The 11,937-nt window shown below is 72.4% G+C and carries 10 protein-coding genes and 1 pseudogene; 4 read left to right on the top strand and 7 right to left on the bottom strand.

Annotated features, from left to right (window positions below; translation table 11 throughout):
• From EBH09_RS33775 to EBH09_RS33765, 3 genes and pseudogenes are all read right to left on the bottom strand, one after another.
• A partial coding sequence (locus EBH09_RS33775) for a serine/threonine-protein kinase (RefSeq protein ID WP_153182758.1) occupies positions 1-2,045 on the bottom strand: 2,045 nt, incomplete at its 3' end.
• Positions 2,046-2,109: 64 nt separating this feature from the next.
• A pseudogene (locus tag EBH09_RS33770) lies at positions 2,110-2,602 on the bottom strand (oxygenase MpaB family protein); the annotation flags it as partial.
• A gap of 149 nt (positions 2,603-2,751) precedes the next feature.
• Entirely contained in the window at positions 2,752-3,129 is a 378-nt protein-coding gene (locus tag EBH09_RS33765; protein ID WP_121750617.1) for a four-helix bundle copper-binding protein, read from the bottom strand.
• A gap of 151 nt (positions 3,130-3,280) precedes the next feature.
• Between EBH09_RS33765 and EBH09_RS33760 the strand changes: the two genes are divergently transcribed.
• Genes EBH09_RS33760 through EBH09_RS33745 form a run of 4 tightly spaced genes read left to right on the top strand, consistent with a single transcriptional unit; the run spans position 3,281 to position 6,142 of the window.
• Entirely contained in the window at positions 3,281-3,685 is a 405-nt protein-coding gene (locus EBH09_RS33760) for a ChaB family protein (protein ID WP_121751140.1), read from the top strand.
• Between the two features lie 37 nt (positions 3,686-3,722).
• Positions 3,723-4,079: a DUF6479 family protein gene (locus EBH09_RS33755; protein WP_121750616.1), complete on the top strand. Its 357-nt coding sequence runs from the start codon at positions 3,723-3,725 to the stop codon at positions 4,077-4,079.
• Positions 4,080-4,123: 44 nt separating this feature from the next.
• Positions 4,124-4,474, top strand: a complete 351-nt coding sequence (locus tag EBH09_RS33750) for a hypothetical protein (RefSeq protein ID WP_121750615.1) — start codon at positions 4,124-4,126, stop codon at positions 4,472-4,474.
• 54 nt (positions 4,475-4,528) lie between these two features.
• Positions 4,529-6,142, top strand: a complete 1,614-nt coding sequence (locus EBH09_RS33745) for a ubiquinol-cytochrome c reductase cytochrome b subunit (protein ID WP_121750614.1) — start codon at positions 4,529-4,531, stop codon at positions 6,140-6,142.
• On the opposite strand, the gene EBH09_RS33740 is transcribed toward EBH09_RS33745, so the two are convergent.
• From EBH09_RS33740 to EBH09_RS33725, 4 genes are all read right to left on the bottom strand, one after another.
• A complete protein-coding gene (locus EBH09_RS33740) occupies positions 6,070-6,528 on the bottom strand; it encodes a cytochrome c oxidase subunit 4 (RefSeq protein ID WP_121750613.1) in 459 nt (152 codons plus the stop codon). The genes EBH09_RS33745 and EBH09_RS33740 overlap by 73 nt on opposite strands.
• Positions 6,529-6,541: 13 nt before the next feature.
• Positions 6,542-8,272, bottom strand: coding sequence for a cytochrome c oxidase subunit I (gene ctaD, locus EBH09_RS33735; RefSeq protein WP_121750612.1), 1,731 nt, complete (start codon positions 8,270-8,272; stop codon positions 6,542-6,544).
• A 12-nt stretch (positions 8,273-8,284) separates the two neighbouring features.
• A complete protein-coding gene (locus EBH09_RS33730) occupies positions 8,285-9,460 on the bottom strand; it encodes a CoA transferase (protein WP_121750611.1) in 1,176 nt (391 codons plus the stop codon).
• A 106-nt stretch (positions 9,461-9,566) separates the two neighbouring features.
• Positions 9,567-11,937 (bottom strand): hypothetical protein (locus EBH09_RS33725; protein ID WP_238697520.1); only part of this gene is annotated, 2,371 nt, incomplete at its 5' end.

Here is an 11,937-nt window from a genome sequence, read left to right as displayed (position 1 = left end):
CGGCCCAACCAGCCCAGGCCGACGGCGACCTCGCGGCGGCTGACCAGCGTGTCCGGGTGGTCAGGGCCGAGGACGCGTTCGCGGATGGCGCACACCGCGCGGGACTCGGCGAGTGCCTCCTCCCAGCGGCCGAGCCGGCCGAGGTTGACGCCCAGGCCGTGCCGGGCGCGCAGGGTCTCGGGGTGCTCGGGGCCCTGGGCGCGGGTGCGGTCGTCGATCAGCTCCTGGTAGAGCGCCAGCGCTTCGGTGCTGCGGCCGAGCCGGCCGAGGCTGATGCCGATCTCGTAGCGGGCGGCGAGGGTGTCGGGGTGGTCCGGGCCGAGCGCGCTCTCGCGGGCCTCGGCGACCTCCCGGTAGGTCACCAGGGCCTCCTGCCAACGGTCCAGCCTGCTGAGTTCGTAGGCCACCTCGTAGCGGGTGACCAGGGTGTCGGGGTGCTCGGGGCCGAGCACGCGGGCGCGGTCGGCGGCCACCTCGCGGGCCATGCGGTGGGCGTCCTCGGGGCGGCCGAGCCGGCCGAGGTTGAAGGCGAGGTTGTGCCGGCAGCGCAGGGTGTCGGGGTGGTCGGCGCCCATGACGCGCTCGCGGGCCGCGAGGACCGACGTGTAGACCCGGTGGGCGTCGGTGTGCCGGCCCAGCCGGCCCAGGGCGTACGCCATCTCCTGCCGGACGGCGAGCGTGTCGGCGTGGTCGGGGCCCAGCACCCGGATCCTGGCCTCGGCGACACGTTTGTAGGCGCGCAGTGCGTCGGCGGCGCGGCCCGTGCGGCTGAGCGTGAAGGCGACCTCGTAGCGGCTGGCGAGCGTGTCTGGATGGTCGGGGCCGAGCAGGCGCTCGCGCTCGTCGGCCACCGCGCGGTGCACCTCGCCCGCTTCCTCCCAGCGGCCGAGCCGCCCCAGGCTCAGGCCGGCGCCGTGCCGCCCGGCCAGCGCGGCGACCTCCTCGGGTGCCGGAGCGGATCGCTCGTCGGGGGCGAGGGCGGGGGCGAGTGCGGCGGCCTCGCCGTCGGCCGGCCGCGGAATCCACTCGCCGGACAGGCCGGCGGCGGGGTCCGGGGGCGTGGAGCGCGGCCCGGTACCGGTCGCCTTGAGGCCGGTGGTCATGCCGTGGGTCCAGTACGGCAGCGCGGTCCGGCCCCCGACCGGCTCGGGCGTCCGCGTCCGGGGCGCCGGAACGGCCGGCACGTACGCCGGTGCCGCGCGGCCGGCGGTGATCCGGCGGCCCAGCTCGCGAGCGTCGTCCGGGCGTTGGTCGGGCCTCTTGGCCAGCAGGTCCAGGATGATGCGGTCCAGGTAGGCGGGCAGTTCGGCGCGGCGGGTGCGCGGGGGCTCGGGCTCGGTGTCGCGGTGGCCGATGAGGATCGCCCAGGCGTCGTCGAGGTCGAACGGCGGCACGCCGGTGGCGATCTCGTAGAGCACGCAGCCCAGTGAGTACAGGTCGCTGCGCCGGTCGACGTCGTCGCCGCCGATCTGCTCGGGCGACATGTAGTGCGGGGTGCCCATGGCGATGCCGGTGCCGGTCAGCCGGGCGGTGAACCCGACGTCGTGGCCGAGCCGGGCGATGCCGAAGTCGCAGATCTTCACGGTGCCGTCGGCGAGCCGGACGATGTTCGCGGGCTTCAGGTCGCGGTGGACGATGCCCTGTTCGTGGGTGTAGGCGAGGGCGGAGGCGACCTGTTCGCCGATGTCGACGACGTCGGGCACCGGCAGTGGATGGTGTCTGTTGTCCTCCATGAGCCGGCTCAGGTCACGGCCCTCCAGCAGCTCCATGACCAGGAAGAGCACACCGTCCGACTCACCGAAGTCGTGCACGACGGTCACCCCGCGGTGCTGGAGCGCGGCGGCCACCCTGGCCTCGCGCCGGAACCTCTCCCGCAGGACGCGGGTGAAGGAGTGGTCGTGCCCGGTGCCCAGTGGCTTGAGGCACTTGACGGCGACACGACGGCCCAGAGACTCGTCCCGCGCCCGCCACACCTCGCCCATGCCGCCGCGCCCGATCCGCTCCAGCAGCCGGTACCGGCCCTGGATCAGCGTGCTGTCCCCCATCTCGCCGCCCGCCCCCGTAGCAGTCCGCCCCGCCCTCCCCTGGCCGGTCCAGTATGGCGGTCCATGGTCCGAGTTTGTATGGTGCCGGGCGCGCGGCCGGTCCGAGCCTCGCCTTGGCGCGCAGGATGTGTTTGGGCGGCAGCTGCCAGCGCAGACGTGCGGTAATGGCGCGCAGCAGGGCGCCGGTGGCACGCAGCCGCCGGGTGGCGGTGGCGGGTGCGGAGGCCGGTCTGCCGTAGAGCTCGTGCGCGTACCGCGGTAGGGAGTCGTACGCCAGATGTGCCACCCGCGGCGCAGGGCACCCCCAGCGGCAGCGCGGGGTCGTCGGCGCCGTACCGGGGTGCATCGCCCCGAGCATGCGGTGAATCTTCCGCACCCGGGCGCCGGCCCGCTCGGCGGCCTCGGTGGTGCCGTACGTCGTCGTGCCGACGAAGCTCGCGGTGCGCGTCAGGCGCCCCCAGGCGTCGCGCCGGAAGTCGCTGTTCTGCATCACGCCGCGTACGGCGCGCGGGTGCAGGGCCTGGAGGTACAGGGCCCGGATGCCGGCGATCCGCCATCGGGTCGCCGTGCGCCTGCCAGGTCACCGAGCCGGGGCCGAACAGTCCCGGATCGCCCGCCCGGCCGCCCGATCACCCGTCCGTGTGGCCGTCATACCGGCAGGCTGACGCCTTCGCGTCCGCCGGCCCCAAGGCCTCGGCGCAAGGCGTCAGCGCAGGGTGGCGAGGAACTCTCCGCAGGCCCGGGCGCAGGCGCGGCAGGCCTCCGCGCTCTCCTCGGCGCCCGGGTGTTCGTCGAAGACGTGCGCGCTCTCCAGGCACACCTGCCGGCACCACTCCAGCTGGACGCGGATCGCGGCCTCGTCCACCTGGTTCTGTTCGGACAGCACCCGGCAGGTCGCGTCGCAGACCTCCGCGCACATGATGCCCTTGCGTCGTACGAGCTCCTGGTTCTCGGTCCCGTCCGGGTCCACGAGGCTCGCCCGCAGCGCGCACGCCCGTGCGCACTCGGTGCATGCCTGTGCACAGGCGAAGCGGTCCTCCAGGAAGCGGAACAGTTCCTGCTGGGAAGTCGTCGTCGATGTCACACCGCGCGGGTTGCCGCTGCGGGGTCCGCCAAACCGCCGGGCCCGTTGTTCCCAAGGGTTCCGGCCCGTTTTCCCGGTGCGCCGCCGGGCACCCGGGACCCTTCCCGAGCTGGTGACAGCGATGACGTCGACCACTGCGGAGGTGCACGACATGCCGGGACGACAGGAACTGCCGTCGACCCTGGAACGCTCCCCCCGGGAGGCCCAGCGCACCTGGATCAAGGCTCATGACTCGGCCGTGGAGGAGTACGGCGAGGGTGAGCGCGCCCACCGGGTCGCGTACGGGGCGCTGAAGCACAAGTACGAGAAGGTCGGCGACCACTGGGAGCGCAAGGAGGGCGGCCGCAAGGGCCCCTCCGACCCCCAGTCCGGGCGGCCTCGCGGACAGGGTGGACGCAGCGGCGAGGGCGTCGACGAGAAGGCCTCGAAGGAGCACCTGTACGGCGTCGCCAAGCGACTGGGCGTCGAGGGCCGGTCCCGGATGTCCAAGGCGGACCTGCTCACGGCGATCCGGAAGGCCAACCGTTCGCGGACACGAGCCTCCCGGTCGGGCTGAGCTGGTTGCTTGCCCGGACCGGGGGTACCCGCGCCCCATGACCAACGCATGGATGGACCTGGCGGTGAGCTCCAGCGGGATCGGCATCGGGATCGGTGCCGCGGCCGTCGTGGTGGTGGGTCTGCTGATCGGCGCGTTCGCCTTCGGCAGCCGGCAGAAGCGCAAGGAGTCGCCGCCGCCGCGTCCCGAGGAGCAGCCCCGTATGCCCGATGAGGGGCCCGTCCACGAGACGCGGGAGCGGCGGGAGCCCGACGCGATGCCCAGGAGCGACGACCGGACGCTGCCGCACGACCTCGGGCACCAGGGCAGCCGCACCGCCCCCGATCAGGACCGGCCCCGCTGGGACGAGGGCAGCAGCGGTTCGTTCGGCAGCGGCGGACCGGGCGGACGCTGATCCCCGAGGATGTCGTACAGGTCGTACAGAGGGAAGTGAGAACCATGGCCGACCCCGCTCGCAACACCCTGCCGTTGCCCGACTACGACCAGCTGCCGATCGGAGGGCTGGAGAGCCGGATCCGGTCGCTGGACGCGGAGCAGGTGGAGGATCTGCTGGCGTACGAACGGTCCCACGCCGACCGCATCCCCGCAACGGAGCTGCTGGCGGCCCGACTGGAGCAGCTGAGGTCCGGCGCCGAGCCGTCCTCGGGCGACCCGGACGCCGTACGTCCGGAGCAGTCGCAGGGCCGCGCGGGCTCCCCCGTGTCGCCCGCGACCTCGCCGGAGCCGTTCTCCCCGCCGCCGCACGGCACTCCGGACCAGCCGGGCAAGCCGAAGGGTGACCGTACGTAGCCTCCGCCGGTACGGGCGTAGTTTCCGGCACGGGCGCCGGGGAACCCATGCGCCGTGCTGTTGAAGAGAAGAAGGGCCCGCGCCGGCGCGCGGGCCCGCTACGCGGCCGAACACACCGTCGACTGGGCCGACGGGCGCCTCCCCGTCTCCGAGGGCGGTGGGCTGCTGCGCAAGGCCTTCCCGGAGCACTGGTCCTTCCTCCTGGGCGAGATCGCCCTCTACAGCTTCGTTGTGCTGCTGCTGACCGGGGTGTGGCTGACGCTGTTCTTCAAGCCGTCGATGACGGAGGTCGTCTACGACGGGTCGTACGAGCCGCTGCTCGGGCAGAGCATGTCGGAGGCGTACCGGTCGACGCTGGAGATCAGTTTCGACGTGCGCGGCGGGCTGCTGATCCGGCAACTGCACCACTGGGCGGCCCTGGTGTTCCTGGCGGCCATCGGGGTGCATCTGCTGCGGGTCTTCTTCACCGGGGCGTTCCGCCGGCCGCGTGAGGTGAACTGGCTCATCGGCGTGACGCTGTTCGCGCTGGCGCTCGCCGAGGGCTTCGCCGGCTACTCGCTCCCCGACGACCTGCTGTCCGGCACGGGGCTGCGCATCGCGCAGGGCATCATGCTGTCCATCCCGGTGGTGGGGACGTACATCAGCATGTTCGTGTTCGGCGGCGAGTATCCCGGCGACGACGTGATCCCCCGGTTGTACTCGCTGCACATCCTGCTGCTCCCCGGGCTGCTGCTGGCGCTGGTCACGCTCCATCTGATCCTGGTCTTCCACCTGAAGCACACCCAGTGGGCGGGCCGCGGCCGGACCAACCGCAACGCCGTGGGCAAGCCGATGTTCCCGCAGTTCATGACGAACTCGACTGGCTTGTTCTTCATGGTCTTCGGCGTCCTGACGGTGCTCGCGGCGGTGGCGCAGATCAACCCGATCTGGGCGTACGGCCCCTACCGGCCCGACATCGTCTCCTTCGGCTCGCAACCGGACTGGTACGTCGGCTTCCTGGAGGGGTCGCTGCGGCTGATGCCGCCCTTCGAGACGGAGGTGGCGGGACACACCGTCATGTGGAACGTGCTGGTGCCCGCGGTCGTGCTGCCGGGCGCCCTGTTCGCGGTGCTGTACGCCTACCCGTTCTTCGAGCGCTGGGTGACGGGCGACCACGCGGAGCACCATCTGTGCGACCGGCCCCGGGACAAGCCCGTGCGGACCGGGCTGGGCGTCGCCGCGATCTGCTTCTACGGGGTTCTCCTGCTGGCGGGCGCCAACGACATCATCGCCCACGTCTTCGACGTCTCGCTGAACCTGCTGACGTGGGTGTTCCGGATCTCCCTGGTGCTGCTGCCGCCGATCGCCTTCATGGTGACCAAGCGGGTCTGCCTGGCGTTGCAGGAGCGGGAGCGCGAGCGGCTGGCCGAGGGCGAGGAGACGGGCGACCTGGTGCAGACCCTGGCGGGCGGCTACGTCGAGAGCCACGCGCCCCTCGACGCCGAGGAGCGGTACGTGCTGCGGTCGCGGAAGGAGCCCGGGCCGCTGGCGCCGACGGCGCCCGACGAGGACGCACCGCGGGTGGGGAGGGTGCGGGCGGCGCTCAGCGAGTGGTACTACGGCGACCGGGTCGACGTTGAGGAGACGGAGTCCGGGCCGGAGTCGTCCTCCGACGAGCTGGAGCGCTGAGCGCCCCGGCCGGCGTACTGGAAGACGAGGCCGAGGACGGCAAGGGCGAGCACGCCGAAACCGATCAGGGCGAGCCACAGACCGTAGACGACGCCGAGCGCGAGGACGACGGCGCCGAGGGCGGTGACGATGGGCCAGGGGCTGTGCGGCGGGAAGAACTCCAGTGGGCCCGCGGTTTCCAGGACCTCCGCGTCACCGCGGTCCTGGGCCCGCAGGCCGCGCTTGCGGTACTGCACACGCAGGAAGAACGCGACGAGCGAGGCCATCAGAAAGGCGATGGTCAGTGCGGCGGTGCCGGCCGGTTCCTCGGAGAACCAGCCGTACCCGGCCGCGGTGACGGCGAAGAAGGCCGCCACGCCGGTGAACAGACGCGCTTCGGTCCTCACTGCTGTTTCCTCACTACTGCTTCCTCTGTTCGTGCCTCTGGTCGTGCCGGCCGATGCCGGGGTGGTGCAGGTCGAACGCCGGGGACTCGGAGCGGACCCGGGGCAGCGACGTGAAGTTGTGCCGCGGGGGCGGACATGTGGTGGCCCATTCGAGGGAACGTCCGTAGCCCCAGGGGTCGTCGTGCTCCACCCTCGTGCCGTACTGGCGGGTGCGCCACACGTTGTAGAGGAACGGCAGCGTGGAGAGGCCGAGCAGGAAGGCGCCGACGGAGCTGATGGTGTTCAGCGTGGTGAAACCGTCCGCGGCCAGGTAGTCGGCGTAGCGGCGGGGCATGCCCTGCTGGCCGAGCCAGTGCTGGACGAGGAACGTGGTCTGGAAGCCGACGAAGAGCGTCCAGAAGTGGATCTTTCCGAGGCGTTCGTCGAGCAGCTTGCCGGTGAACTTCGGCCACCAGAAGTAGAAGCCGGCGAACATCGCGAAGACGACCGTACCGAAGAGCACGTAGTGCAGATGGGCGACGATGAAGTACGAGTCCGTCAGGTGGAAGTCCAGGGGCGGTGAGGCGATGAGGACACCGCTCATGCCGCCCAGCAGGAACGTCACCAGGAAGCCGGTCGACCACAGCATGGGTGTCTCGAAGGACAGCGAGCCGTGCATCATGGTGCCGATCCAGTTGAAGAACTTCACTCCCGTCGGCACCGCGATGAGGAATGACATCAGGGAGAAGAACGGCAGTAGCACTGCCCCGGTCGCGAACATGTGGTGGGCCCACACGACGGCGGACAGCATGGTGATGGCGATGGTGGCGCCGACCAGGCTGACGTAGCCGAAGATCGGCTTGCGGCTGAAGACCGGGATGATCTCGGAGACGATGCCGAAGAACGGCAGCGCGACGATGTACACCTCGGGATGGCCGAAGAACCAGAACAGGTGCTGCCACAGCAGCGCCCCGCCGTTCGCGGCGTCGAAGATGTGCGCGCCGAACTTCCGGTCGGCCTCCAGCGCGAGCAGCGCGGCGGTGAGGACGGGGAAGGCCGGCAGCACCAGGATCGACGTGAACAGCACGTTCCAGGTGAAGATCGGCATCCGGAACATGGTCATGCCGGGGGCGCGCAGACACAGGATGGTGGTGATGAAGTTGACCGCGCCGAGGGTGGTGGACACGCCGGTCACCACCAGCCCCATGGTCCACAGGTCACCGCCCGCGCCGGGGCTGAACACCGCGCTGTTCAAGGGCGCGTAGGCGAACCAGCCGAAGGCGGCCGCTCCCCCGGGCGTGAGGAAGCCCGCCACCACCATCAGGCCGCCGAAGAGGTACAGCCAGTACGAGAGCGCGTTGAGCCGGGGGAACGCCACGTCCGGGGCGCCGATCTGCAACGGCATGATCGCGTTGGCGAAGCCGGCGAACAGCGGGGTCGCGAACAGCAGCATCATGATCGTGCCGTGGACGGTGAAGAGCTGGTTGTACTGGTGGTTGGTGACCAGCTGAAGCCCCGGACGGGCCAGTTCACTGCGCATCAGCAGGGCGAGGACGCCGCCGAAGAGGAAGAACCCGAAGGACGTCGTCATGTAGAGGTTGCCGATCACCTTGTGATCGGTCGTGGTCGCCCATCGGGCCAGCGCCCGGCCGACCGTGCGGTTCGTCCGCTGCCGCGCCGGTGTCCGGCGCGGCGGTTCCGTCCTCTCCTCCACCGCCATGCGGCGGAGGGTACCCAGGCGCCCCCGGCTCAGTCGTACGGCCACGCCGGACCGGTGTCAGGTGCTCGCGCCCTCGTCGTCCGGGAAGACCTCGGCGGTGTGTTCGCCCAGTTCAGGTGGTGCGAGACGGTAGCGCGCCGGGGTGGTGGCGAGACGGATCGGATGGGCCACCTGGCGGGTACCGCCGGCGTCCACGACGGCCTCGACGCCCAGCCGCTCGGCGTAGGCGAAGGCCTCGTCGAGGGCGTTGACCGGACCGGCCGGCACTCCCGCCGCGGGCAGCGCGCCGGCCCAGTGGTCGGCGCCGCGGGTGCGCAGCCGGTCCTGGAGGAGCGCCCGGAGTTCACCGCGGTGCGCCACCCGGTCGGGGTTGGTGCGGAACCTCGGGTCGTCGGCGAGTTCCGGGACGCCGAGCAGCGCGGCCAGCGCGGCGAACTGCCGGTCGTTGCCGACCGCGAGGGCGATCGGCCGGTCGGCGGTGTGGAAGGTCTCGTACGGGGCGATGCTCGGGTGGGCGTTGCCGAGCCGGCCCGGTACGACGCCCGCCGCGACGTAGCCGGAGGCCTGGTTGGCCATCGCCGACAGCAGCGAGCCGAGCAGGCTGACCTCGACGAGCTGGCCCTCGCCGGTGCGTTCCCGGTGGCGGAGGGCGGCGAGGATGCCGACCGTGGCGTGCAGTCCGGTGATGACGTCGACGAGGGCCACACCGGTCTTGGTCGGTTCCCCGTGCGGCTCCGGCTCGCCGGTGACGCTCATCAGCCCGCCGACGGCCTGCACCAGCAGGTCGTAACCGGGCAGTCCGGCGCCCGCGCCGGTGCCGAACCCGGTGACGGAGCAGTAGACGAGGCGCGGGTCGGCGGCGCGCAGTTCCTCGTGGCCGAGGCCGAGCTTCTCCATGGTGCCGGGGCGGAAGTTCTCCACCACGACGTCCGAGCCGGCGATCAGCTCGCGGGCCCGGCCGCGTCCCTCGTCGGTGGCGAGGTCGAGGGTGACGGACCGTTTGTTGCGGTTGACGCCCAGGAAGTAGGTGGAGGTGCCGGAGGCGTCGGCGGGCGGGCGCCAGGCCCGGGTGTCGTCGCCGGTGCCGGGCCGCTCCACCTTGACGACGTCGGCGCCCAGGTCGGCGAGGAGCATCGTCGCGTACGGTCCGGCGAGGACGCGGGAGAAGTCGGCGATCCGCACGCCCAGGAGGGCTGCCGTGCCGTGGTCGGTGAGGGCGGTGTCAACGGGCATGGCGTCATCGTGCGCGCTGCGCGGTGCCCTCACACGTGACCTGCGCCACCCGCGCGCGGCTCCGGACGGGACGGTCCGAAGCCGCGTGCGGGGCCGGCCCGGTCGTCTACGACGCGTCGAGCACCGTGCCGTTCAGCACCGGGCCCTGCGGCTCACCCTCGTCGTCGGTGGGCTGCAACCCGATGTGCTCGGCGGGTTCGGTGACCTCGTCGCGGACCGTGGGCACCGTCACCTCGGCCTCGGTCTCCCCCGGCGGAACCAGGGCCCACAGCGAGAGGTACTCCAGCCGGGACAGCGGGACCTCGCCGTTGGGGACCTCCCAGGCGTTCTCCAGCAGCCAGTCCGGGTCGACGTCCTTGGTGGACAGTTCCGGACGGGTGTCGTCCGGAACCGGCAGCAGCGTGGTGCCGAAGAGGACGTCGGCGGGCTCGGACAAGGTGACGCGCCAGCGCAGCGGCCGTCCCTCGGCGACCTCGTCGGCGACGGGGCTCACGGCGGTCTCCGGCATCGGGTCGTCGTTCTCGACGGTGACACCGCCGGCGTAGGAGCCGACGACCGATCCGCGGACCGCCTTCACGAGCAGGTCGTGCGAGGTGTCCCAGGCGTACCGCTTGTTGCCCGCCACCTTCACCGTCACGTCGATGCCGGAACTGCCGGGACGGACGTTCACCAGCCGGTGTTCGGCCACGCCGGTCGCCGGATCGGTGACGTACGTGCGGACCGTGCCGCCGCCCTTGCCGGAGACGCGCACCGGGACGCGGTAGGTGCGCACTCCGTCGTCGCCCTCCTTGACCGCCGTCCGGCCGACGTCGACACGGGCCAGCGGTGCCGGCCGCACCCGGGGGGTGCCCGGCTGCCAGGCGTGGGCGTCCATCAGCCACGCCTTGCCCGCGCGGGATCGCGGCGTCAGTTCCAGCGAGGTGACGCGGCGCAGGTCGACTCCCGCGCGGCCGGCGGGGGTGAGGGGTACGCGCAGTTCCTGCGCCCAGTAGGAGGCGGTGCGTTCGCTGCCCGGCAGTCCGTCGGCGCGGACGCGGCCGAGGGTGGCACGCCTGCCCCGGGTGTCGGTGACGGTGACGTCGAGCCGGGTGCCGGTGCTGTTGGGCGGGACGATGACGCGCAGTGCGAGGCTCTTCGCACCCTTCAGGGAGACGGGTACGCCGGGGCGGATCCGGGTGGCGGTGCCCGGTGCGGACCAGTCCAGGGCGATCGCGCTGCGGCCGGTCTCTCGTTCCGGCTGCCAGTAGGCGAAGTGCGGTGAGGAACCTCCCGCGTCCTCGCCGAGGCATGCGGCCCCCGGGTCGGGGTCGATCGCGGAGCACAGTCGTCCGCCGGTCACCGTCACCCCGCCGTCCGGCAGGAATCCGGCACCGCGGCCGGCCCCCACCGCGTGCGTCAGCACCCGCGCGGGGCCGGCCGAGGGGGCGCGGCGGCCGGTGCCGTCGATCAGCTCGCGCACCCGGTCGTCACCGGCGACGAACAGCCGTGCGGCGGTGGCGATGTAGGTCGCGCCGGCCCGGTGCTGCTGCTCGGCGGTGAGCCGGGTGGGGCTGCCCACGGAACAGACCGGGTCGCGGTCCTCGGGGTCGTCCCAGAAGTCGTCGGCGGCGGGCGCCTCGGACTGGCCGGGGGTCCACTCGCTGTTGAAGTAGTTGTGGTTCGCGCCGGTGATGTGGACCGCGCTGTGCAGTGCCCGGCCCCGGCTCACGCCGCGGGTGCCGTCGACGTAGAGCTGTCCCTGGAGGTCGGAGACGTCGCCGTCGCAGCCCGGCAGGATCGTCAGCGACGGCACGTCGGGGACCGGGTTCTGGCCGAAGGCGGTGGGGCCGATGAGCACGGTGCCTCGGATGTTCCAGCGGGCCCGGCCCTTGTGGCCGTCCTGGCTCGCGGGCGGCGGGTAGAGGCTGTCCATGGCGGCCCTGTCGACGCCTTCGCCGCCGCGTGAGTGGCCGACGAGCAGGACGCGGGACAGGTCGGCCTCCGGGCCCCGGCGTACGGCCGTCGGCGCCGCGGCGGGCCTCGCGGCCCAGTCCGCCCAGCGGGCCAGGTGCGAGCGCACCAGCGACGAGCGGGCCTGGGCGCCGCCGTCCTCGACGTCGCCGTCCTGGCCGTTGACGCCGTTGGCGGAGATCGAGACGGTCACGTAGCCCTGGGAGGCCAGCAGCTTCTGGTCCTTCAGGTAGCCGCGGTGGCTGGGGATGGGCCGGGCGCCGTCGGCGCAGGGCCATTCCATGGTGACGGCGTCGTCGCCCTTGCCGGGGACGTAGCAGGTGGCGTGTCGGCCGTGCAGGAAGAGGGCGAGGGGGCGCCTGCCGGTCGCTCCCTCGGGCGCGACGACCAGACCGCGCATCTCGACCGGGGCGGCGAAGCCGGGCAGTCGCACCGCGCCGAGCCTGTACTCGCCGGTGGTCGTGGCGAACCGGCCGGGTCTTCCCGGGTCGACGGTGGCGGCGGGGAGCGGGGGCGGGAGTTTCCCC

Source organism: Streptomyces sp. E2N166 (assembly GCF_003671715.1).
Classification (GTDB): Bacteria; Actinomycetota; Actinomycetes; order Streptomycetales; family Streptomycetaceae; genus Streptomyces; species Streptomyces thinghirensis.
This window is presented reverse-complemented; position numbering and strand designations above follow the sequence as displayed.

What these genes read in the sequence shown, in the direction of transcription:
- EBH09_RS33760 (WP_121751140.1), top strand. Translation starts at nt 3,281, where the DNA reads ATGCCGGGACGACAGGAACTGCCGTCGACCCTGGAACGCTCCCCCCGG.
- EBH09_RS33755 (WP_121750616.1), top strand. Translation starts at nt 3,723, where the DNA reads ATGACCAACGCATGGATGGACCTGGCGGTGAGCTCCAGCGGGATCGGC.
- EBH09_RS33750 (WP_121750615.1), top strand. Translation starts at nt 4,124, where the DNA reads ATGGCCGACCCCGCTCGCAACACCCTGCCGTTGCCCGACTACGACCAG.
- EBH09_RS33730 (WP_121750611.1), bottom strand. Translation starts at nt 9,460, where the DNA reads ATGCCCGTTGACACCGCCCTCACCGACCACGGCACGGCAGCCCTCCTG.